This is a genomic window from Arthrobacter sp. AZCC_0090 (assembly GCF_014207375.1).
GTDB lineage: Bacteria > Actinomycetota > Actinomycetes > Actinomycetales > Micrococcaceae > Arthrobacter.
This window is the reverse complement of the sequence record NZ_JACHEE010000002.1, coordinates 91,470-111,844: the sequence shown is the minus strand read 5'-3', so window position 1 is coordinate 111,844 and position 20,375 is coordinate 91,470. Positions and strand designations below refer to the sequence as shown.

Annotated in this window: 22 protein-coding genes and 1 pseudogene; 14 read left to right on the top strand and 9 right to left on the bottom strand. The window is 63.9% G+C overall.

What is annotated here, in order from left to right; all coding sequences use genetic code 11:
* From dxr to HNP00_RS03270, 5 genes are all read left to right on the top strand, one after another.
* Positions 1–1,185, top strand: coding sequence for a 1-deoxy-D-xylulose-5-phosphate reductoisomerase (gene dxr / locus HNP00_RS03290; RefSeq protein WP_184735899.1), 1,185 nt, complete (start codon positions 1–3; stop codon positions 1,183–1,185).
* Positions 1,186–1,202: 17 nt separating this feature from the next.
* Entirely contained in the window at positions 1,203–2,534 is a 1,332-nt protein-coding gene (locus HNP00_RS03285) for an RIP metalloprotease (RefSeq protein WP_184735896.1), read from the top strand.
* Between the two features lie 84 nt (positions 2,535–2,618).
* The gene (locus HNP00_RS03280) at positions 2,619–2,912 is read left to right on the top strand and encodes a YciI family protein (RefSeq protein ID WP_184735894.1); all 294 of its coding nucleotides are present in this window, start codon (positions 2,619–2,621) and stop codon (positions 2,910–2,912) included.
* A gap of 66 nt (positions 2,913–2,978) precedes the next feature.
* Positions 2,979–4,145, top strand: coding sequence for a flavodoxin-dependent (E)-4-hydroxy-3-methylbut-2-enyl-diphosphate synthase (gene ispG / locus HNP00_RS03275; RefSeq protein ID WP_184735892.1), 1,167 nt, complete (start codon positions 2,979–2,981; stop codon positions 4,143–4,145).
* Positions 4,099–4,998 carry a GNAT family N-acetyltransferase gene (locus tag HNP00_RS03270; RefSeq protein ID WP_184735890.1) on the top strand — a complete coding sequence of 300 codons (900 nt, stop codon included), beginning with the start codon at positions 4,099–4,101 and terminating at the stop codon, positions 4,996–4,998. Before ispG ends, HNP00_RS03270 begins: the two co-directional genes overlap by 47 nt.
* Before the next feature lie 76 nt (positions 4,999–5,074).
* On the opposite strand, the gene HNP00_RS03265 is transcribed toward HNP00_RS03270, so the two are convergent.
* From HNP00_RS03265 to HNP00_RS03255, 3 genes are read right to left on the bottom strand one after another with little or no spacing between them, the layout of a single operon-like run.
* Positions 5,075–5,692 (bottom strand): TetR/AcrR family transcriptional regulator, encoded by a 618-nt coding sequence (locus tag HNP00_RS03265; protein ID WP_184735887.1) that lies wholly within the window; start codon positions 5,690–5,692, stop codon positions 5,075–5,077.
* Complete coding sequence (locus tag HNP00_RS03260) at positions 5,689–6,432, bottom strand: ABC transporter permease (RefSeq protein ID WP_221451165.1); 744 nt, start codon at positions 6,430–6,432, stop codon at positions 5,689–5,691. Before HNP00_RS03260 ends, HNP00_RS03265 begins: the two co-directional genes overlap by 4 nt.
* 8 nt (positions 6,433–6,440) lie before the next feature.
* Positions 6,441–7,232: an ABC transporter ATP-binding protein gene (locus HNP00_RS03255; RefSeq protein WP_395893782.1), complete on the bottom strand. Its 792-nt coding sequence runs from the start codon at positions 7,230–7,232 to the stop codon at positions 6,441–6,443.
* Positions 7,233–7,410: 178 nt separating this feature from the next.
* On the opposite strand from HNP00_RS03255, the gene HNP00_RS03250 reads away from it, so the two are divergent.
* The 4 genes from HNP00_RS03250 to HNP00_RS03235 all read left to right on the top strand — a co-directional run bounded on the left by HNP00_RS03250 (position 7,411) and on the right by HNP00_RS03235 (position 11,932).
* Positions 7,411–7,635 (top strand): hypothetical protein, encoded by a 225-nt coding sequence (locus HNP00_RS03250; RefSeq protein WP_184735882.1) that lies wholly within the window; start codon positions 7,411–7,413, stop codon positions 7,633–7,635.
* A 242-nt stretch (positions 7,636–7,877) separates the two neighbouring features.
* Positions 7,878–9,689, top strand: a complete 1,812-nt coding sequence (locus tag HNP00_RS03245) for a proline--tRNA ligase (RefSeq protein WP_184735880.1) — start codon at positions 7,878–7,880, stop codon at positions 9,687–9,689.
* A complete protein-coding gene (locus HNP00_RS03240) occupies positions 9,686–10,483 on the top strand; it encodes a TSUP family transporter (protein ID WP_184735878.1) in 798 nt (265 codons plus the stop codon). Before HNP00_RS03245 ends, HNP00_RS03240 begins: the two co-directional genes overlap by 4 nt.
* A gap of 57 nt (positions 10,484–10,540) precedes the next feature.
* The gene (locus HNP00_RS03235) at positions 10,541–11,932 is read left to right on the top strand and encodes a pyridoxal-dependent decarboxylase (protein ID WP_184735876.1); all 1,392 of its coding nucleotides are present in this window, start codon (positions 10,541–10,543) and stop codon (positions 11,930–11,932) included.
* A gap of 24 nt (positions 11,933–11,956) precedes the next feature.
* On the opposite strand, the gene HNP00_RS03230 is transcribed toward HNP00_RS03235, so the two are convergent.
* From HNP00_RS03230 to HNP00_RS03210, 4 genes are all read right to left on the bottom strand, one after another.
* Entirely contained in the window at positions 11,957–12,979 is a 1,023-nt protein-coding gene (locus tag HNP00_RS03230; protein ID WP_184735874.1) for an aminoglycoside phosphotransferase family protein, read from the bottom strand.
* 35 nt (positions 12,980–13,014) lie between these two features.
* Positions 13,015–13,743, bottom strand: a complete 729-nt coding sequence (locus HNP00_RS03225; RefSeq protein ID WP_184735871.1) for a VIT family protein — start codon at positions 13,741–13,743, stop codon at positions 13,015–13,017.
* Between the two features lie 51 nt (positions 13,744–13,794).
* A complete protein-coding gene (locus HNP00_RS03220; protein ID WP_311770485.1) occupies positions 13,795–14,907 on the bottom strand; it encodes a DUF4439 domain-containing protein in 1,113 nt (370 codons plus the stop codon).
* A 427-nt stretch (positions 14,908–15,334) separates the two neighbouring features.
* A complete protein-coding gene (locus HNP00_RS03210) occupies positions 15,335–15,556 on the bottom strand; it encodes a hypothetical protein (protein WP_184735864.1) in 222 nt (73 codons plus the stop codon).
* A 251-nt stretch (positions 15,557–15,807) separates the two neighbouring features.
* Here HNP00_RS03210 and HNP00_RS03205 point away from each other — a divergent pair.
* A pseudogene (locus HNP00_RS03205) lies at positions 15,808–16,143 on the top strand (Tn3 family transposase); the annotation flags it as partial.
* A gap of 110 nt (positions 16,144–16,253) precedes the next feature.
* On the opposite strand, the gene HNP00_RS03200 reads toward HNP00_RS03205, so the two are convergent.
* Positions 16,254–16,502, bottom strand: a complete 249-nt coding sequence (locus tag HNP00_RS03200; protein WP_260404771.1) for a transposase — start codon at positions 16,500–16,502, stop codon at positions 16,254–16,256.
* A 2-nt stretch (positions 16,503–16,504) separates the two neighbouring features.
* A complete protein-coding gene (locus HNP00_RS03195; RefSeq protein ID WP_184735860.1) occupies positions 16,505–17,104 on the bottom strand; it encodes an IS1595 family transposase in 600 nt (199 codons plus the stop codon).
* 500 nt (positions 17,105–17,604) lie between these two features.
* Between HNP00_RS03195 and HNP00_RS03190 the strand changes: the two genes are divergently transcribed.
* From HNP00_RS03190 to HNP00_RS03175, 4 genes are all read left to right on the top strand, one after another.
* Positions 17,605–17,976: a hypothetical protein gene (locus HNP00_RS03190; RefSeq protein WP_184735858.1), complete on the top strand. Its 372-nt coding sequence runs from the start codon at positions 17,605–17,607 to the stop codon at positions 17,974–17,976.
* Between the two features lie 126 nt (positions 17,977–18,102).
* Positions 18,103–18,726, top strand: a complete 624-nt coding sequence (gene rimP, locus HNP00_RS03185) for a ribosome maturation factor RimP (protein WP_184735856.1) — start codon at positions 18,103–18,105, stop codon at positions 18,724–18,726.
* Positions 18,726–19,706, top strand: a complete 981-nt coding sequence (nusA, locus tag HNP00_RS03180) for a transcription termination factor NusA (RefSeq protein WP_184735854.1) — start codon at positions 18,726–18,728, stop codon at positions 19,704–19,706. The genes rimP and nusA overlap by 1 nt, the downstream gene beginning before the upstream one ends.
* A 219-nt stretch (positions 19,707–19,925) precedes the next feature.
* Positions 19,926–20,267, top strand: coding sequence for a YlxR family protein (locus HNP00_RS03175; protein WP_184735852.1), 342 nt, complete (start codon positions 19,926–19,928; stop codon positions 20,265–20,267).
* Positions 20,268–20,375: the final 108 nt, after the last annotated feature.

Sequence of the window (20,375 nt, the reverse complement as noted above, 5' to 3'; positions counted from 1 at the left end):
ATGCAGCCGCGCAAGATCATTCTCCTCGGGTCCACTGGTTCCATCGGCACACAGGCGATTGACGTCGTCGACGCCGCTCCCCACCTGTTCGAGGTCGTGGCACTGAGCGCTGGTGGCGGCAACCTGGAACTCATCGCGCAGCAGGCCGTCCACACCAAGGCCAAGGCAGTCGGCATCGCCTACGGCGACGCACACGAACTCCAGGGACTCATCGGCGCTGCAGCTTCCGCCGCCGGACTCAGGAACTATGATCCGGCGATCATCACGGGGCCGGACGCCTCCACCAAGATTGCCGCGATAGAAGCGGATGTCGTGCTTAACGGCATTACGGGATCCATCGGCCTGGCGCCCACGCTGGCCGCGCTCAAGTCCGGCGCAACCTTGGCCTTGGCAAACAAAGAATCCCTGATCGTGGGCGGTGCGTTGGTGAAGGCCGCGGCAGCCATTGACCAGATCGTGCCAGTGGATTCCGAGCACTCGGCCATCGCCCAATGTCTCCGAGCAGGGGCCGAGAACGAGGTCGAAAAACTCATCCTGACCGCTTCCGGCGGTCCGTTCCGGGGCCGCAGCCGCGAGCAACTCCGCGACGTCACCCCTGCGGAGGCGCTTGCCCACCCCACCTGGGATATGGGACTGATGGTCACCACCAACTCAGCCAGCCTAGTCAACAAAGGCCTGGAGGTCATCGAAGCGCACTTGCTCTTCGACGTCCCTCTGGACAGGATCGACGTCGTGGTGCACCCGCAATCCGTGGTGCATTCCATGGTGGAGTTCGTGGACGGCTCCATCATCGCCCAAGCCTCCCCGCCGGACATGCGGCTCCCCATTGCCCTCGGACTGGGGTGGCCGGATCGCGTGCCCCGCGCCGCCAAGGCCTGCGACTGGACCCAGGCCACCAGCTGGACGTTCGAGCCCCTTGACTCCGTAGCCTTCCCTGCGGTGGAGCTGGCCAAGGACGCAGCGAGGCAGGGAAGTACCTTTCCTGCCGTCTTCAACGCGGCGAACGAGGAAGCGGTGGAGGCCTTCCACGCCGGCAGGATCCGGTTCACCGACATTGTGGACACCGTGGAGTCCGTCCTCAGCGAACATTCAGGATCCTTGGAGCTGACGGTGGACTCGGTGCTGGATGCTGAGAGGTGGGCACGCACGCGCACCCACGATCGTTTAGCCAACAGCACCCTTTAGGAAGCAGTACTTAAGGCATGAATCCCGTCATCCTGTTCATTCTCGGCGTCGTCTTCGTCGCAATCGGCGTGGCCGTCTCCATCGCGCTGCACGAGGTGGGGCATCTTGTGCCCGCCAAGCTGTTCAAAGTGCGCGTCACGAAGTACATGATCGGGTTCGGCCCCACCCTGTGGTCCCGACGGAAAGGCGAGACCGAATATGGTTTCAAGGCCATTCCGCTTGGCGGGTACGTTGCCATGATCGGCATGTACCCGCCCAATAAAGAAGACGGCAGTGTGCGGCCGTCCAGCACCGGTATGTTCCAAACACTCGCCACCGAGGCTCGGTCCGCGGCCCATGAAGACGTGGGTCCGGGTGACGAGAACAGGGTCTTCTACAAGCTGCCGGTCTGGAAAAAGATCATCATCATGCTGGGCGGCCCCGCGATGAACCTGCTGATCGGCCTAGTGCTCACCGCGGTGTTGCTCATGGGCTTCGGCGTGTCCACCGCCACCACCACCATTGCCAATGTCTCCAAGTGCCAAGTGAAAGCGGGTGAAACCGTCGACCCCAATTCGCCAGACTGCCAGCTGACCCCGGCCGCAATCGCCAAGCTCCAGCCCAACGACGTCGTCACAAGCTTCGATGGCAAGCCGGTGACCAGCTGGGCTGAAATGAGTAGTTGGATCCGGGCATCGGCAGGCAAAGCTGTCCAAGTCACCGTGGACCGCGGCGGCAAGAGCGTCACCACGGAAGTAACTCCGGTGCTTTCCGCGCGCCCCGTCATTGGAGACAACGGCCAGCAGGCCAAGGGCGCGGACGGCAAACCGCTGTACGAGGAAGTCGGGTTCCTCGGGATTGGTGCCCAGACCGCCATGGTGCCCCAACCGGCGTCGACCGTTCTTCCGATGGCCGGCGAGAACATCAAGCAAATCGCCGGAGTCATCCTCAACCTGCCCGCCAGGGTAGTCGGCGTGGCGCAGGCAGCTTTCAGCTCCGAGCCGCGTGATCCCAACGGGCCCATCAGCGTGGTGGGCGTCGGCCGGGTGGCCGGTGAAGTCGCCGCCATGGAGGAGGTTCCGCTGCAATCGCGCATCGGCGCGCTCGTGGGGCTCCTCGCGGGACTGAACTTCGCCCTCGCCATCTTCAACTTGATTCCGCTTTTGCCGCTCGACGGCGGACATGTGGCTGGCGCTCTCTACGAAGGGGTCCGGCGTCGAATCGCCAAGCTACGCGGCAAGCCGGATCCCGGCGCTTTCGACATCGCCAAGCTCCTGCCACTGACGTACGTCGTGGCCAGCCTGCTCATGGCCATGGGAGCGCTGCTGATCTACGCGGACATCGTCAAGCCCGTCAATATCTTTGGCTGATCTGTCTGATCTGGCAGATGCATGAGGCTGCGGAGGACGTCCCGGAATGGGCTGGCCCCTGTGCTGGGGGGATAGGCTATCCATATGACTGTTTTCGCTGTTGAGTACGTGTACGACGCCGAGTCCGCCGAGGTTCGCGACGCGAACCGCCCCGCCCACCGCGCCTGGCTCGCCGGTCTCGCCGAGCAGGGGACCCTGCTGGCGAGTGGCCCCTACACGGACGGTGCGGGTGCGCTGCTCCTGCTCAAAGCCGCCGACGAGTCCGAGCTGAACGCTACGTTGAAGGAGGACCCGTTCGCCGCCGCACAAGGGATTGCAGGCATCCGGACGTCAGAGTGGAACCCCATTATCGGAGTGCTCTCAGCCCACGCTTCCTAGCAGCATGACCGGCCGGGGCCCGGAACCCAGCCCTGCGATCCACCCATTTCAACCCAAGGAGTCCACGTGACCTCGGTCAGCCTGGGAATGCCATCAGCCCCGCCCCCCGTTCTCGCGCCCCGCCGCAAGACCCGCCAGATCAAGGTAGGTTCGGTGGGCGTCGGCTCCGATTCGCCCATCAGCGTGCAATCGATGACCACCACACCCACCACGGACATCAACGCGACGCTGCAGCAGATCGCGGAGCTGACGGCGTCCGGCTGTGACATTGTGCGTGTCGCTTGCCCTTCCGCCGACGACGCCGAGGCGCTGCCGATCATCGCCCGCAAGTCGCAGATCCCGGTGATCGCGGACATCCACTTCCAGCCGAAGTACGTCTTCGCCGCGATCGAGGCAGGCTGCGCCGCTGTCCGCGTCAATCCGGGCAACATCCGCAAGTTCGATGACCAAGTGAAGGAAATCGCGAAGGCCGCCAAGGACCACGGCACGTCCATCCGGATCGGCGTCAACGCGGGATCCCTGGAACCCGGCATCCTGAAGAAGTACGGCAAGGCCACGCCGGAAGCCCTCGTGGAATCGGCCGTGTGGGAAGCCTCGTTGTTCGAAGAACACGGCTTCCACGATTTCAAGATTTCGGTCAAGCACAACGACCCCGTGATCATGGTGGCGGCGTACGAGATGCTTGCCGAAAAAGGCGACTGGCCCCTGCACCTTGGCGTGACCGAGGCCGGCCCCGCGTTCCAAGGCACCATCAAGTCCGCAACGGCCTTCGGAGCACTTCTGTCCCGGGGTATCGGTGACACCATCCGCGTGTCTCTCTCCGCGCCGCCGGTTGAGGAAATCAAGGTAGGCAACCAGATCCTGCAGTCCCTCAACCTGCGCCCGCGCAAGTTGGAAATCGTCTCCTGCCCTTCGTGCGGACGCGCCCAGGTGGACGTCTACACGCTCGCCGAGCAAGTGACCGCCGGACTTGAAGGAATGGAGATTCCCTTGCGCGTCGCCGTCATGGGTTGCGTAGTGAACGGCCCGGGTGAGGCTCGCGAGGCCGATCTGGGAGTTGCTTCCGGAAACGGCAAGGGGCAGATCTTCGTGAAGGGTGAAGTCATCAAGACTGTTCCCGAGAGCCAGATTGTTGAGACACTGATCGAAGAGGCCATGCGTATCGCTGAAGAGATGGGGGAGGCCGATGGCGAAGGTGCTGTCAAGGGTAGCCCCGTGGTTAGCGTCTCGTAGTAAAGACGGAACCGGACTGGACGGTGTCACCGTCCGGGTGCTCGGCGCGGCCGATACCCAGTCCCTTCGCGCGCTCGCGATGGAAGACGCCGTAGCGAACGTTTTCATTTTGGCGCACCTTGACTCGTCGGGGAGCGCCGCCCCCACCTCCGGCGGCGCGAGCGTGTTCGGAGTGTTTGACGGCGATACCCTGGTGGGTGCCTGCTGGGCCGGTGCCAATTTGGTTCCGGTGCAGCTGGACCCGGAATTGGCTGCCCGGGTGGCCTCGGCTGCACACCGGGCGGGCCGTCGCTATGCCTCGATCTTCGGGCCCGCGGAGTCCGTGCTGGCACTTCACTCCCGGCTGGAGCAACTGGGTCATTTCCCCCACGAGGTTCGCGCCGACCAGCCGCTTCTGGCAATATCGGGGCCACCTGCTGTCGAAGCCAATCCGCAGCTCGGCTTCGGAGACATCGCGGACTTTGACCGGATCCTACCCGCATGTGCCGCCATGTTCGAAGAGGAAGTGGGCTATTCGCCTTTCTTGGGGAGCGAAGACTTCTACAGCCGCCGTGTTGCCGGGCTGATCCGGCAAGGCCATTCCTTGGTGCACATCGACGCAGGAACCGTGAAGTTCAAGGCCGAACTCGGTGCCGTCACGGAGCAGGCAACCCAGGTCCAAGGAGTGTGGATGAACCCCGAGTTCCGCGGCCAAGGACTCAGCGCCGGGTACATGGCGGGAGTGGTTGTCCTGGCCCAGCGCTTTGCACCGATCACCAGCCTGTACGTCAACGAATACAACACCAGGGCGCGCGCCACGTACGAGCGGGTTGGTTTCCAACGCCTCGGAACCTTCGCCACGGTCCTGTACTGACCGGTTCTGTAGTGCCCGACCCAACTGACTCGCAGTAGTTGTCGTTTTGACGCCTCATAACGACAACAAATGCGAGCTACTTGGGGGGAGTGAGCTCGCCGGTGAGGTAGTGCTGGACGTTCGGCGCCACGAGCCGGACCACCTCGTCCTGGGTGGCCGAAGCCAGGGGTTCGAGCCGGACCACGTAGCGCATCAGCATGAGCCCCACCATTTGCGTGGCAACAAGGTTTCCGCGCATCCTCGCTTCCTCGGGTGAGCCGGGAAGTCCGGAGGTGATCCTGGAGAGGATGGTCCTGGCCACCATCTCCCGCAGCAACGCGGTCTTGGCCTTGGACCCGATGGTTCCCCTGACGAAGGCCACGAGTCCGTGTTGCGCAGGGCTTTCCCACAAGCGCAACACTGCACGGACGATCGCTTCCGAGCGCTGCGCCGGATCCATCGATTCGACGCCGGCAAGCACCTCCGCAGGATCCCGCGGTAGCTCGACGCTCTGGGCGAAGAGCTCGTCCTTGCCCTTGAAAAAGTGGTGGACCATGGCCGGATCCACCTCGGCTTCGCGGGCCACTTGTCGCAGGCTGGTGCCGTCGAATCCACGCTCGGCGAAGAGCCGGCGCGCCGTCGCCAGGATCAGTTCGCGCGAGTCACTGCCGCCGCTCCGGCGTCCCCGCCGCAGGGGAGGCAAGGCGCCGCTCATGCGGTCCGCCGTCGGAGGGTGAACGAGGCCAGGACCAAAACTCCCACCACGATCGCCGCCATGACGCCGGCGTCTTGCCACATAGCTTGGGTAGCTTCCGCGTTGCCGGCGATCTGCTGGAGGGCGTCTACCGAAAACGTCAGTGGCAGTACGTTGGAGATGCTCTCCAGGATGCTGTTCATGTGTTCCCGGGCCACGAAGAGTCCGCACAACAGAATCTGCGGTATCACCACTACCGGCATGAATTGCACCGCTTGGAATTCGGTCCGCGCGAAGGCCGAGCACAGCAGCCCCAGCGCGACTCCCAGCACCGCGTTGATGACGGCAATCAACACCACGTAACCCGGACCGCCCTTGATATCCAGATTGAAGATCCAATAGGCCACAGCTGTCGCTACCAAAGACTGCAGTGCGGCCATGATCGAGAACGCCAACGCATAGCCGAACAGGAGATCAGCTTTGTGGATGGGCGTCGTCAGGAGCCGCTCCAACGTCCCCGAGGTCCTTTCCCGCAACATCGTGATCGACGTGACCAAGAACATCACCACAAACGGGAAGATGGCCAGCATCTGGAGTCCCACCCGGTCAAAGGTCCGGGGGAATCCGGGAGGCAGGGTTTCGTTCTCGAAGAGATAGTAGACGCCAGTGAGGAGCAGGGCAGGAACCACCATGATGAGTGCGACGCTGCGGTGGTCGTGCCGTAATTGTTCCAGGACCCGTCTTGTGGTGGCAAACATCATCCTTGGATTCATGACGCAACCTGGCTTTCATTGGCACCGCGGCGGTTCGAGGGGGGACTCGTTTCCTGGATGATGTGCAGGAAGGCCTGTTCCAGGTCGTTGCTGTGTCCCCGCTCGCTGAGTTCGGCCGGACTGAGCTGCGCGAGCAGAAGTCCGTCGCGGAGCAGGAGCAGCGAGGAACAGTGGGAGGCCTCTTCCATGACATGACTGGAGACCAGGAGGGTGGTTCCCGATTCCGCCATGGCAGCAAACCGTTCCCATAATTCGGCACGAAGTACCGGATCCAGGCCCACTGTCGGTTCGTCGAGGATCAGCAGCTGCGGATGTGCGACGAGCGCGCATGCCAGCGAGACCCGGCTGAATTCACCGCCGGACAAATCTGCCGTCTTTTGCCTCGCTAATGCTTCGAGCCCGACGGCGGCAATCGCCTCCGCGGTGTCCGCCGCCGTGGCGCCGTGCATGGCTCCGAAATATCTGACGTTCGCTTCGACGCTGAGGTCCGTGTAGACGCTCGGCGCCTGGGTGACGTATCCGACGTCGTGCCGCAACGATGGTGTGCCGGCTGGTCGGCCCAGCACCTCTATGGTGCCGGCGGTGAGTCGTTGTACCCCGACGATGCCGCGCATGAGGGTTGTCTTGCCGCTCCCGGAGGGGCCGAGCAGGCCCGTGATACGGCCTGGCTCGATGGCGAAGTCCAGGCCACGCAGGATCCTCTTGTGGCTGCGGGTGACATGTAGGCCCTCCGCTTTGACCGCAGGGCGCATGCCTGGGGTGTTGCTTCCTGATGCGCTGTGGGACATCGTCGCCTCCGGGAATAATTTATTCATCAGGTGATGAATAAAAGGTAGACCCGGCACCGGTCGGGGTCAACAAATATTGATTAGTCCAAAGCCTTGAAAATTGCGGCCGGTATCACATAGGTTCGGAACCAGCCGTGTCGTTGGGGCGCGGATGGTTTCAGAGAGGAAACACAAACAAATGGCTGTAAGCGTGGATCTTTCGAAAGCACTCGACAAGGCATTTGAAGACAAGTCGCTTAAGGAGATTCTGGACGCATCTCCGGCGGCGCTTGCGGGTGTCACCGATGCAACCGCTGAGAAATTGCAGGAAGCCCTGGGAATCAAGACCATTCGTGAACTCGGTAGCAACAAGTTCTTCGCAGTCGCGGGCGTTTTGGTTGCCCTGGAAGGCAAGGCTGACTAAGCCTCCAGGACAGCGCCCGCGGCCGACCGGCCGCTGAGCCACGCCATGGCAGGATGACCAGCCGCCCAGCGGCCAGGGGCTTCCGCCGACCATGGCGTGGCTCATCTGCGTTTGGGGTTGTGCAATGAGGGAAGGGCCGGTCCACGCTCATGAGAGGGCCGGGCGAGTGGTCCGGCTGTAAGCCGGTAGATTAGTACGCAGTAGTTTTTGCCAGCTCTTGCCATAGAAACGGATTCTGACCCGTGGTCCTTCGCCTCTCCCAGCTGTTCCTGCGCACCCTGCGTGAAGATCCCGTCGACGCCGAAGTCGCCAGCCATAAACTCCTGGTCCGTGCCGGCTACATTCGCCGCGCAGCACCGGGCATCTACACGTGGCTGCCTTTGGGATTGAGCGTTCTGCGCAAGGTCGAACAGATCATCCGCGAGGAAATGGCCGCCATCGGCGCCCAGGAAGTCCATTTCCCGGCTCTGCTGCCCCGCGAACCCTACGAGGCCACCAACCGCTGGACCGAATACGGCGAGGGGCTGTTCCGCCTCCAGGACCGCAAGGGTGCCGATTACCTTCTTGCCCCCACCCACGAGGAAATGTTCACCCTCCTCGTCAAGGACCTGTACTCCTCGTACAAGGACCTGCCGTTGAGCCTGTACCAGATCCAGAACAAGTACCGCGACGAAGCACGCCCCCGGGCCGGCCTCCTCCGCGGCCGTGAATTCATCATGAAGGACTCCTACTCCTTCGACGTCGACGACGCCGGCCTGGATGCGAGCTACGCAGCCCACCGCGCCGCGTACCTGAAAATCTTCGAGCGCCTTGGACTTGATGTCATTCCCGTTGCCGCCACTGCAGGCGCCATGGGCGGATCCAAGAGCGAGGAATTCCTGCACCCCACCGAAATCGGCGAGGACACCTTCGTGCGCTCGGCGGGCGGCTACGCGGCCAACGTCGAGGCTGTGACCACCGTGGTCCCGGCTGAGATCGACTTCAGCGACGCGCCTCTCGCGCGCGTCCTGGATACCCCGGACACGCCCACCATCGAAACCCTCGTGGCCGCAGCCAACCAGCTCGCTCCCCGCAGCGATTCCGACGGCGGCGCGTGGACTGGCGCCGACACACTCAAGAATGTGGTCCTCGCCGTCACCCTGCCCACGGGCGAGCGCCAGATTGTGGTCATCGGCGTTCCCGGTGACCGTGCGGTGGACCTCAAGCGCGTCGAAGCCAATATCGGCGCCTTCCTGCCGATTGCCGGTGAGATCGGGCTAGAAGCGGCCAACGAGGAAGACCTCAAGAAGAACCCGGAACTCGTCAAGGGCTACATCGGCCCGGGCCTCGTCCTCGGCGAAGCCGTGCTTGGCCTCGAAGGCACGTCCAAGTTGCTCTTCCTCGTTGACCCGCGGGTTGTCTCCGGCACCAGCTGGGTCACCGGAGCGAACGAAGACGGCAAGCACGTGTTCGGTCTCGTGGCCGGCCGCGACTTTGCTTGGGACGGGGTCATTGAATGCACCGAGGTCCGTGCCGGTGACGAAGCCCCGGATGGCTCCGGTCCCCTGGAGACTGCGCGCGGCATCGAAATGGGCCACATCTTCCAACTCGGCCGCAAGTATGCCGAGGCCCTGGACCTGAAGGTCCTTGACCAGAAAGGCAAACAGGTTGTGGTCACCATGGGCTCGTACGGTGTCGGCGTGACCCGTGCCGTGGCCGCCTTGGCGGAGGCCAACAATGATGACCGTGGTTTGATCTGGCCGCGCTCCGTCGCCCCCGCGGACGTCCACGTGGTCGCCGTCGGGCGCGGTGAGGAAATTTTCGCGGCGGCTGAAAAGCTCTCCGCCGAACTCGAGGCCGCAGGCCTCGACGTGATTTACGACGACCGCCCCAAAGTTTCCCCGGGCGTGAAGTTCGGTGACGCCGAGCTCGTGGGCGTCCCCACCATCGTGGCGGTCGGTCGTGGCTTGGTGGACGGTGTTGTGGAGATCAAGGACCGTCGCACTGGTGAGGCCGAAAACGTGGCAGTCGAAAAGGCTGCCGACTACGTGGTCAACGCCGTACGCCAGAAGTGATCTCCGGCTTCGAGTCGGTCCAGCTCACCACGCTCATCATGATCGTGGTGGCTGGATTCGCAGCCGGCTGGGTAGACGCAGTGGTGGGCGGCGGGGGACTGATCCAGCTTCCCGTCTTGCTCCTGGTTCCGGGGATTACTCCGGTCCAGGCGCTGGCCACCAACAAAATGGGCTCCATTTTCGGGACAACAACCAGTGCCGTCACCTATTACCGCCGGGTTGGCCCTGACCTCAAGACGGCCATACCCATGGCGGTGATTGCCCTCGCGGGCAGCTTCGGCGGAGCCGTCTTGGCCGCCAACCTTCCTGCCAGTGTCTTCAAACCCATCATCGTGGTGGCGTTGATCGCCGTCGCGCTCTTCACGGCGCTGCGACCTAACGCGGGAGAGCTGACCGCCCTGCGTCATGACGGCCACAGGCACTATGTCGTGGCCTGCGCCATCGGTGCCGTGATCGGGTTCTACGACGGTCTGATAGGTCCCGGAACAGGCTCGTTCCTGGTGATTGCCCTCGTCACCGCCATGGGCTATGCCTTCCTTGAGGCCAGCGCCAAGGCGAAGATCGTCAACATGGCCACCAACGCCGGGGCGCTCTTGTTCTTCCTGCCGCACGGATCCCTGCTGTGGGGCGTCGGCGCGGTTCTTGGGCTGTCCAATATGGCTGGCGGGTATCTCGGCGCCCGGACGGCCGTGAAGCAAGGGAGTGGCTTTGTGCGCGTGGTGTTCCTGATCGTGGTTGGTGCGTTGATCATCAAGCTCGGCACTGACGTCTGGCACGACTACTTCGCCCAGTAGCCGTGCTGGTTCCCGCCCACGATGGCCCGCGGGAAGCCGCGGGCGTAGCATGCACTCATGTGGGTCGATTCCAGCGACTATGAGCGGGCTCTCGAACGTGCATGGGAGCATACCCGGGAGTGGCTGAGAGCCTTGCCTGGGCGGCCTGTACGGCCAAGCAACACCGCAGATGACGTCACGGCGGTCTTCGGGGGCCCGCTTCCAGCCAGCGGACTGGACCCCGCGGCGGTGATCGATTTCCTCGCCGAGCACGCCGAGCCCGGGCTGATGGCCATGCAATCGGGGCGCTTCTTCGGTTGGGTTATCGGCGGTACAGTGCCGGCTGGCATGGCCGCGGACTGGATGGTTTCAGCCTGGGACCAGAACACCGGCCTGCGTTTCGCCACACCCGCCACCGCAGGGATCGAAGAGGCCGCAGGGCAATGGCTGCTCGAGCTGCTCGGCCTCCCTGAAGGGTCCGACGTCGGATTCGCCACTGGCGCCAGCATGGCGAATTTCACGGCACTTGCGGCGGCCCGGTGGCGCCAGTTGTCCAACGCCGGCTGGGACGTCAACATAGGGGGACTCCAAGGGGCGCCGAAACTGCGCGTCCTCGTCGGAGCCGAGCGGCACGAGAGCCTGGACATGGCCTTGCGATTCTTGGGGCTGGGGACTCCTGAAGTTGTCCGGGCGGACCACCAGGGACGGATCGACCCCGCCGATCTGCGGAACGCGCTGGAGGCCGACCCCGGACGAGGACCGACCATTGTGTGCCTCCAAGCCGGGAACCTCCACTCGGGAGCCTTCGATTCTTTCCCTGAGACGATTTCGGCAGCCAAGAATCACGGCGCGTGGGTCCACGTTGACGGCGCCTTCGGCCTGTGGGCAGCAGCTGTACCGGGACTACGGCAACTGGTCGAGGGGGTTGAGTCGGCTGATTCGTGGGGAACCGATGCCCATAAGACCCTCAACGTGCCTTACGACGCCGGAATTGTTGTGGTGCGCGACGTTGAAGCCCTTCGATCGGCCATTGGCATGCACGCCGAATACCTCATGCAGGATGATCATGGTCCCGGCGACCCCATGGAAAAAGTCCCCGAGCTGTCCCGCCGGGCCAGGGGAGTGCCTGTGTGGGCGGCCCTGCGGTCCTTGGGTGGCGACGGCGTGCGGCAGCTTGTCGCGGGACGCGCGGAGTGTGCTGCGGAATTGGCCCGGCGGCTTGCGGAAGTGCCGGGCGTGGAAGTGCTCAACGACGTGGTGTTCACCCAGTTGTCCCTGGCCTTCGGTTCCGACGAGCGGACGCGGGCCGTCACGGACTACATCATGGCCGACGGGAGGGTTTGGATGTCCGGTTCGCGATGGCAAGGCAGGGATATCCTGCGTGTTTCGGTGACGAACTGGTCCACGGATTCGTCCGATCTCGATATAGCCGTGCAAGCGATCAGGGATGCGCTGGAGGCCACGGCCTGAGCCAAGTGGCCTTGCCGGCGGACCCTACTCGGATGCAGCCTGCCCCGGTTCGGGCAGATCGTGCGCCGCCGGGAGGCCGTCCAGGGGCCGACCCGCGAGCGTGCTGGCCACCCACAAGGAGCGTGCTAGATCGCCTTCATGCTTTGGCTTGCCTGCGTACCAGAGGGCGTTCTCGACCTCGCGGACCACGCTCCATTCCCGGGCTGCCTCGCCGTCCAAGCCAGCTGCGCTGCTGAAATCTGCGCAACGTTCAAGGAGCGCGAGTTCGGGAGCCGTTCTGGAGAGATCGCGGATACGGTTCCACAGGATCGGGGCGACGGCGAATTCTGCCTCCCCGATCATCGGCTGCGGATCGATGGCCACGTATCCGCGGCTCCCCATGGGCTGCTGGCCGTTAAGATGCGGGAGGATGTTCATGAAGTGCAGATCGCAATGCACTAGGACGTCCCTGCCCCCGCGGCGTCCAACGGCGCCCCGGGTCTGGCACACCTCCAACGCGGCTTCAAGGAGCCAGCGGGGAAAAGGCTGGCCAAGTTGCTCCCAGTCGGCAGGCAACTCATCGCTCCAGCGCTCGGCGCGGGCCGCTATGTGCTCAAACTCTTTCCATTCGGGCCGCTCGTCCGGTTCGATGCTGAGTTCCTTCACGAGCGATCCCCAGACGTCGCGGGCCTCCTCCATCGGAGCGCTCTGTAGCCAGCTGACCGCGTCGAGCCGCTCCAAGAGCATCGCGCAGGAGGCGGCATCGGCGTCGAGCAGCCTCACGGCTCCGGTGCCGCCCCACAGGGCCAGCGCATGCCGTTCAACAAGGGCCTCCTCGTGCGGGAACGCAATCTTGAGCACCGAACGGGCGCCGTTGTAGAAGACCGGAATGACGATGCCGCCGTGGCCATTCCACGGTTCCACGCCGGGTTCCAGGTCAACGGACAGCTGCCAGCGTTCCAAGCTGGCACTGATCAGTCCGGGCAGCCCTGAGAGCCACGCCCGCCCCTCCGCTGTGCGGGAGTAGCGTGCCTGGAGGTCGCCAGGGATCGAAACGAAGGTAGTCATCACTGTCAGCCTACCCAAGCCGGTCCGGGTGTGGTTCAGACCACTCCGGTGGAGCCCAGGAGGCTTCCGATGAAGAACGTCGCGGCAAGCGCAAGGGCTCCGCCGATGACGACGCGCACGGCGGCGCGGGTCTTCGAGCTGCCGCCGATCCACGCTCCTATGGCTCCGGTGATCGCCAGCGCGAGCAGCACGGAAATGAAGGTCAGCGGGACACGCAGCCCCGGCGGCGGGAGCAAGATTGCGAGTAAGGGCAGTACCGCGCCCAGGGTGAAGGCAACCGCGGAGGCGAAGGCCGCATGCCATGGACTGACGATGTCGTCTTCGTCGATGTTCAATTCGGCGGATAGGTGGGCGGCAAGGGCATCGTGCTCCGTCAATTCCAAGGCCACTTTCCGAGCGGTTTCAGGCCGCAGGCCCTTGGCCTGGTAGATCGCAGTGAGTTCGGCAAGCTCTTCCTCAGGCTGCTCGGCCAACTCCCGGCGTTCCTTCTCGATGAGGGCCTTTTGGCTGTCGCTTTGGCTGCTGACGGACACATACTCGCCCAGCGCCATGGAAACCGCGCCACCCACGAGTCCCGCCGCGCCGGCCGCGAGGATGGCACCGGTGCTGGTCGTTGCTCCAGCGACGCCCACCACGATGGCGGCAACGGAGACGATTCCATCGTTGGCGCCAAGGACGCCTGCCCGGAGCCAGTTGAGGCGGTGGGCAAGATCATTGGCGTGTGGTTCGTTTTCGTGCAGGGCTGCAGTTTCAGTGGAAGCCATGGAACAAGCCAAGCACTTGGAGGCCTCAGCCGCCAGCAAAGAAAGGCTTTCCTATGGAGCCGGGGTGCTCGACGGGAGCGGAGGCAGGGCGGCGCTATCAATCGAAAGTCCGGCGAAAGGTCCAACGGGAGTTCCCCAAGCTTGACTGCGCTTGGCCGCGTCGACCAGCCCGTCGATGGCCCATTGCCGCGTCTCAGCCTCTGACAACGCCACAAGGTCGGCATAGGCGGTCAGTGAGCTGGCCTCCATGCTTCCTAGCGCTGCCCCGGGTTTGGCGGCGAAGCTAGCCGGCAGGCGGTAGCCAGCTTCCCTCGGTGGGGTAGCGGCGCAGTGCAGCCTGCCTTGGGCTTCCGCTCCGCGGAGCAGTTCCTGATGACGGTCCAGCCACGTGGCAGCGGTTGCAGATGCCTTCGCGTCCAGCTTGGTCAGGGCCACTTGGTACGCATAGATCGCCTCCTGTTCGGAGCTCACGACGGCGGCGATGGCTGCGGGAAGATCAGCCCGGGCGGACGCAGTCCCGGGGGTCGGTGCGGCTGTTGCTGACGTTCCGGGCAGGGCGGGGCAACTCGGGGGCGGCACAGGGGCGGTGGTCGCCTCGGCCTGGGTTGCCGGTACCGGCAGACCCCAGATTGTGGCCAGCCTCGATGACTCGAGCAGTTGGGAGGTCCCGACGGCGGCAAGCAGCCGTGCCATGCCGCCGTCGGCCTTCGCGGCGTCCGCTAAGCGACGGGAAGCGCTCGCGGAGAGTGCGGAGACGAAACTGGTCCGGTTTGGGCGGTCCTGCGTAGGACTGGGGCTTGAGGAGCCAGGGGCTGGGGACGTGGTGCCTGGAGACGCTGCCGGTCCCGAGGGCGGCAGAAGCGCCTGCGCCTGGCGTGTCAGCAATGTCACGGAATCCGCTAGTCCAGTGCCGCCGGAAGCTTCGCTCGCTGGGGCGCCGCCCGGCGTCGTGCTCTCGAGCTTGGTCGCGCTGCCCAGGAGCGCCTCGGTCGCGGCGAGAGCCTCGGAACGGGCTGATTCGGAAAATGGCACCGCCTGCGGCTTTCCCGCGTCGCGGGGGACCAGCACGGCTCCTACTCCGACGATGAGGACTGCCAGCAAAGCCAGAAGAAGGGCTCTCGTCCAACCGTGGATTCGTGGTTTTTCAGCAGTCTCGTGGTTCACAACAGACCATGGTGTCACGCCCACGGGCAACTTGCGTCCCGGGTCGTTGGTGCCGGGACGTTTTTACGCCGGGTGGACGGGGATCGACGCCTGGTCGAGCCTGGATTCCTTTGCGATCCTTGGGACGCTGACACCGAACTGGCGTGGGTCGCAGGTGAGGGATTGCAGGACGGAGAAACTACGTGGGTTCCCGAGCAGCTAGTCCATTTGTATTAGGTATCTGCTTAGCTGAAGTAGCCCGTACATGCGTGGAATTGTTCGGCTCATTCACTCGTCCGAGGCGTACGGGCGCGCTGCTGGAGTCCGTTGGATGGCTCTTTGGGGGAGCCGCACAATCGGCAAAAAATCGTACGCTAAGGCGTTCGGGGTGGTTTGGCGTCGTCGCGAGGGACGCGGGCGGCTCTGGGAGTCTTAGAGGCCGGTCGCGTTACTTGTCGTAGGCGGACGGCGACGATCCAGCGTTGGTCCCAGATGTTGCCATTTCCTTCCACCACGCCTCGCCTGCCATCATCTCCCTGACCTGGCTGTCAGTGAGCTGAGGATGGGCCTCGGCGGTGTGCGCCTTGATGCTTTGGAACAGCTCTTCGTCATCCGAGCCGGTGAACTCGATCCTCTCGTGCGAGGGATCTACACAGTGGAATCCGCGCATTGCTCCTCCTTCGAACGTTTGCGACTATACAGACGTTTGACCGATCGATTTGATTATGGACCATGCGCGCCGTGGCGACAAGGTCGGCCGAGGCCATCTTCTGGTGGTTGTCGTCGCTGCGCGTGTTGGCTCGAGAGCGGGTCGGCCACCAGAGCAATCGCCGCGTGTGATGGAAGCGTCGGTCGGTCCTCATGGCATAGCGACACGAGCGAAGACGCGGACTCGGACGTATTCCACCGCGACCACCGACACGACACCGCGTCACCGCCGGGCTGAACAAGGGAGAAGCCCGCAACGCCCTCGCCCATGCCGTGTTACTCAACCGCAAGGGCGAGATACGCGACCGCACCTTCGAGCACCAACGCCACCGGGCTTCCGGCCTCAACCTCGTCACCGCCGCCATCTTCCTGTGGAACACCGTCTACCTTGAATGAGCCACCACGGCCCACGCCGATCCCGGCCTCGAACAGCACCTCTCGCCCCTGGGCTGGGAACGCATCAACCTCACCGGCGACTACGCCTGGCGTCCCAACACCCGCGGCCCCGGGCGCTACCGACCCCTACGCAAACCACCCCGAAGGCCTTAGTGTGTACGATTTTTCACCGATTCTGCGGCCTCCCCCTCTTGAACCACTCCCCGGAGGACGTGGCCAGGAGCGTTGGAAGAGCCGACTTCCTCAGCGCCGCCAGAGTCCTTTCACTCGTGGAGCGGGCGGGGATCGCTGTCCTGGGGGATGACGAGGTCTTTCAGCGTTGCGGGGTCGGTCTTGGTGGCCTGCTGGAGGAGCCGGTAGAACAGCAGCCCGCGGCTTCTGGCAGTGCGGCGGTTGAAGCGGAAGGTGAACTCGTCGAGGTAGTAGCCCAGCTGTTCACGTGAGATGCCCTGATGGAGGGTGCCGTCGATCCAGCGTTTGAGCTGGGAGGCGGCCATGTGGACTGCCGGCATGTTCACGTGCGCGGGGATGTCTGAGCCGAGCTGGTGAAGTACTCGTGCTGGTAGCCGAGGTCGGCGAAGCGCCGCAGCTGCCTCGCCCCGTCGGTCCGGATCGTCGAGCCGGGCGAAACGACGCGCTGGCCGAACTTCACCAGCGCGAGCCTGCGGTCGGTAGGTCCGGGCTCGAGGCGGATGCGCCCGATCCGGTTGTGGTCCAGGTGCTCGGCGGCGACCAGGACCGAGATATTGTCCGGGCCGACGCCGGGCAGGCCTCGGTGGACCCCGCCGATGAAGCTCTCGTCGACCTCGACCAGCCCGGAGAGCATCTCCCGGTCAGGCCGCACCATCGCTCGGCGGAGCCTGTGCATCCACGCCCACGCCGTCTCATACGACTTCATCCCCAAGACCCGCTGCAGGCCAAGCGCGGACACGCCGTTCTTCTGTGCGGTCACGAACCACACGGCAGCGAACCACGTCCGCAGCGGGGTGCGGGTGCGGTCGAAGATCGTCCCGGCCGTTACCGACGTCCGGCGGGAGCACGCCCTGCACATCCACAGCCCAGCGCCCGTGCGCCAATACTCGCGGCCGCCGCACCGCGGGCAGACGAAGACCACGGACAGAGGCTGAACGACAGATCTCCTCTGTCGCCGACCTTCAACGAAGTGTCCGAAGCTTGCAGGCCGAGGAGTCCTCATGGCTCAACCTGCGCACTGACAGCGTCGACTTTCTCAGTCAAGCCGTAACAGTTGCGCACTCAGCCGATTTGAAGGTCTCGCTCCGCACGTCAAGAATCACCGCGATTGAAACCGCTCGGCACATGACGGATATGCTGATCGGCGCCCATCATCTGAACGGCAGACTTCCCGTTGGTGGGGCGTTGGGAATACTTGAGCAATGGGCAGGGGCCGGCACTGCAGCCGTTGATAGGCACTGCCGGGGAATCGCACGTTCCGGCATGGTGGTCACGAGCGGACTACTGGCGATCAGACGGGCGGCATTCCCCAGAGAAGCAATCGCTACCCCTTTCTTGGAGGAATTGCTGCCGGTGCTACCGCATGTGAGATACATCATCGAGATGCGCAGGGCTGGCGGGTATCTGGCAGGGAGGCGCCAGATGGCAAAACATACATGGTTCCAGGAGCCCACGGCAGCCCAAAAGCAGCAGGCTCTCAAGGGGTGGGAAGCGCTGACGGGCGCAACACGCTCCTTCGTTGATTCTGGCGGCAGGCTGCTCCCTGCTTCTCATGGACCAGGCCTCGGCGTAGTCCCTGGGCACGGAATAAAGGAGGAACTCACCCGGCTCTCCCACATCTACGGCGACTCGGTCTTGGCCCTGCGCCAAGGCACTGGGCTTGCTCGCCACTACCTTGGGGTGAGGCCGTGGTCGCTGGAACGGGCGGTGGCCGAGTCGGATATTCTTCATGCGGACGTTGAGATTTCCGACCGTGATGTCGCCCTGCGGCTTGGCCGAAGCGTGGGAGCATGAAAATCACACCTCTGGTGAGGCTCTTCGATGTGGTTCGGCCCGATGGAACCCGCCCCGTGCACCAAGGCGCCGCAAATGTCGTTAAGCTAGTAGTCACAACATCATCTATCGGGAGGCGGCTGGCCAGTGAGTCATTCGGAAGCCACGACTTCAACAGACCAGGCTGGAACGGATCCGACGAATCCACCACAACACGAGGTCCGCAACCCGGAGGAGAGCAGGCTGAGGGCCCTTCTGGAGCCTGCCGTCCTGGCAAGCCGGCTCTACCTTGAGGATGTTGCCATCCAGGTTGCCGGTTCGCACCGGGTAGTCCACGTGGTCATCGACCTACCCCAGGAAGAGACCGGTGGCGTCAGCCTGGACGTCATCGCGGACGTCTCCAGGGCACTTTCTGACATTCTGGACAACGATCCCAAAACGGACGCCCGCCCCTACGACCTCGAGGTCTCGTCGCCTGGCGTCGGACGGCCTCTCACGGAACCGCGCCACTGGCACCGCGCCCGCGGGCGCATGGCCAAGGTCAATGTGATCCAGGGTGACAACGTGATGGGCCGGATCCAGTCCGTTGACGACGACGGCGTCACTCTGGTTCCAGAGCAAGAGGTCAAGAAGGGGATGAAACCCAAACAGGGTGACCCCGTGAAGATTCCTTTCGACAGGATCCGCCAAGGAAAAGTCGAGATAGAGTTCAGCCACCTCCACGAGGCCGGGCTGGAAGACGAGTACAACGGACCTTCCGAGGAGGCCTAATGGATATTGACATGAGTGCGCTGAGACTCCTGGAGCGTGAGCGTGAAATCCCGCTGGACCTCCTGATCCCCACCATCGAGCAGGCGCTCTTGGTGGCCTATCACAAGACGCCGGGCGCTTTCGAGAAGGCCCGCGCAGAGCTGGACCGCAAGAGTGGCCACGTGACCATTTGGGCTACGGAAATCGACGACGACGGCGAAGCCGTCGGCGAGTTCGAGGACACCCCCGCGGGGTTCGGGCGCATCGCAGCGAGCACTGCGCGGCAAATCATCCTGCAGCGGTTGCGCGATGTTGAGGACGACAATGTCCTGGGCGAATTCAAGGGCCGTGAGGGCGAGCTCGTCGCCGGCCTGATCCAGCAAGGCAACAACCCGCACATGATCCAGGTGAACCTCGGTTCCGTGGAAGCCTTGCTGCCGCCGCCCGAACAGGTGCCGGGGGAGAAGTACACCCACGGCAACCGCCTGCGTGCTTTTGTGGTGGATGTCCACCGCGGCGCCAAGGGACCTTCCATCACGCTGTCACGTTCACACCCGGGCCTCGTCCGCAAGCTTTTCGAACTGGAAGTTCCGGAAATCGCTGACCGCTCGGTCGAGATCGTGGCGCTGGCACGCGAGGCCGGGCACCGGACCAAGATGGCTGTCAAAGCGAACACCCCCGGCATCAACGCCAAGGGCGCTTGCATTGGTGAAATGGGTTCGCGCGTGCGCGCCGTCATGACCGAACTCAACGACGAAAAGATCGACATCGTCGACTTCAGCGAAGATCCGGCGACGTTCATCGCCAACTCGCTTTCGCCGTCGCGCGTGAATTCGGTCACTATCACCGATGAGGCCACACGGTCCGCGCGGGTGGTGGTTCCTGACTATCAACTGTCCCTCGCCATTGGCAAAGAAGGCCAGAACGCCCGCCTTGCCGCCAAGCTGACCGGCTGGCGCATCGACATCGTCTCCGACGCCGCTCCGGCCAAGGGCAACTAAACCCGCCCAAGGGTGTCCGGCCCCGAATCCCTGCATCATGTGGATTCGGTGGCCGGGCCTCCGGGGGCTTAGACTGGATGGAACCCGGCCTACGTCCGGTGTCCGTGCGCTTTGGCGTGCTCGTGATTTGTGGAGGCAACAATCTCAACAAGGCATGGGCGTGCGCCAAGGAAAGAACCGCAAAGGCAGGAAAAGACGCTGAGGCAGGTTGTACACCCAGTGGCTGAACTGCTTCACACCAGGCGCCAGCCTGTGCGTACCTGCATCGGATGCCGGAAACAAGGCAGCCGGAGTGAGCTGATCCGGCTCGTCGCCGAAGGCGGCGGGTCACCCGTCGTCCTGGTGGATGAACGACGCCGGATGGCTGGCCGGGGTGCGTGGCTGCACCCCAGCAACACATGCCTGACGCTGGCAACCAAACGGCGTGCTTTCGCAAGGGCCCTCGCGGGCGCAAGCGAAGCCACCGCCGTCGAACGCTACCTGGCGGCAGTCATGCCCCCTGCGGACACCCCCGTGAAAGCAGGAAAACCGTCCAAACCTGAAAGCGGGTCAGAAAACTGATGGAAACCCGATGAGTTCCCAGCGATGAGTGCGCAACGATGACAACTTTGTTGCGCTCTGCACAGGGCCCTTCCGCCGCATTCGTGGCAGGGGCCCGCAGTAAGAAGT

Coding starts and splice junctions, on each gene's coding strand:
- HNP00_RS03270 (WP_184735890.1), top strand. CDS start 4,099: ATGGCGAAGGTGCTGTCAAGGGTAGCCCCGTGGTTAGCGTCTCGTAGT.
- HNP00_RS03280 (WP_184735894.1), top strand. CDS start 2,619: ATGACTGTTTTCGCTGTTGAGTACGTGTACGACGCCGAGTCCGCCGAG.
- HNP00_RS03200 (WP_260404771.1), bottom strand. CDS start 16,502: ATGCCGGCAGTCCACATGGCCGCCTCCCAGCTCAAACGCTGGATCGAC.
- HNP00_RS03265 (WP_184735887.1), bottom strand. CDS start 5,692: ATGAGCGGCGCCTTGCCTCCCCTGCGGCGGGGACGCCGGAGCGGCGGC.
- HNP00_RS03210 (WP_184735864.1), bottom strand. CDS start 15,556: ATGCGCGGATTCCACTGTGTAGATCCCTCGCACGAGAGGATCGAGTTC.
- HNP00_RS03260 (WP_221451165.1), bottom strand. CDS start 6,432: ATGATGTTTGCCACCACAAGACGGGTCCTGGAACAATTACGGCACGAC.
- dxr (WP_184735899.1), top strand. CDS start 1: ATGCAGCCGCGCAAGATCATTCTCCTCGGGTCCACTGGTTCCATCGGC.
- HNP00_RS03255 (WP_395893782.1), bottom strand. CDS start 7,232: ATGTCCCACAGCGCATCAGGAAGCAACACCCCAGGCATGCGCCCTGCG.
- HNP00_RS03190 (WP_184735858.1), top strand. CDS start 17,605: ATGGCAAAACATACATGGTTCCAGGAGCCCACGGCAGCCCAAAAGCAG.
- HNP00_RS03230 (WP_184735874.1), bottom strand. CDS start 12,979: ATGACTACCTTCGTTTCGATCCCTGGCGACCTCCAGGCACGCTACTCC.
- HNP00_RS03235 (WP_184735876.1), top strand. CDS start 10,541: ATGTGGGTCGATTCCAGCGACTATGAGCGGGCTCTCGAACGTGCATGG.
- HNP00_RS03285 (WP_184735896.1), top strand. CDS start 1,203: ATGAATCCCGTCATCCTGTTCATTCTCGGCGTCGTCTTCGTCGCAATC.
- HNP00_RS03250 (WP_184735882.1), top strand. CDS start 7,411: ATGGCTGTAAGCGTGGATCTTTCGAAAGCACTCGACAAGGCATTTGAA.
- nusA (WP_184735854.1), top strand. CDS start 18,726: ATGGATATTGACATGAGTGCGCTGAGACTCCTGGAGCGTGAGCGTGAA.
- HNP00_RS03225 (WP_184735871.1), bottom strand. CDS start 13,743: ATGGCTTCCACTGAAACTGCAGCCCTGCACGAAAACGAACCACACGCC.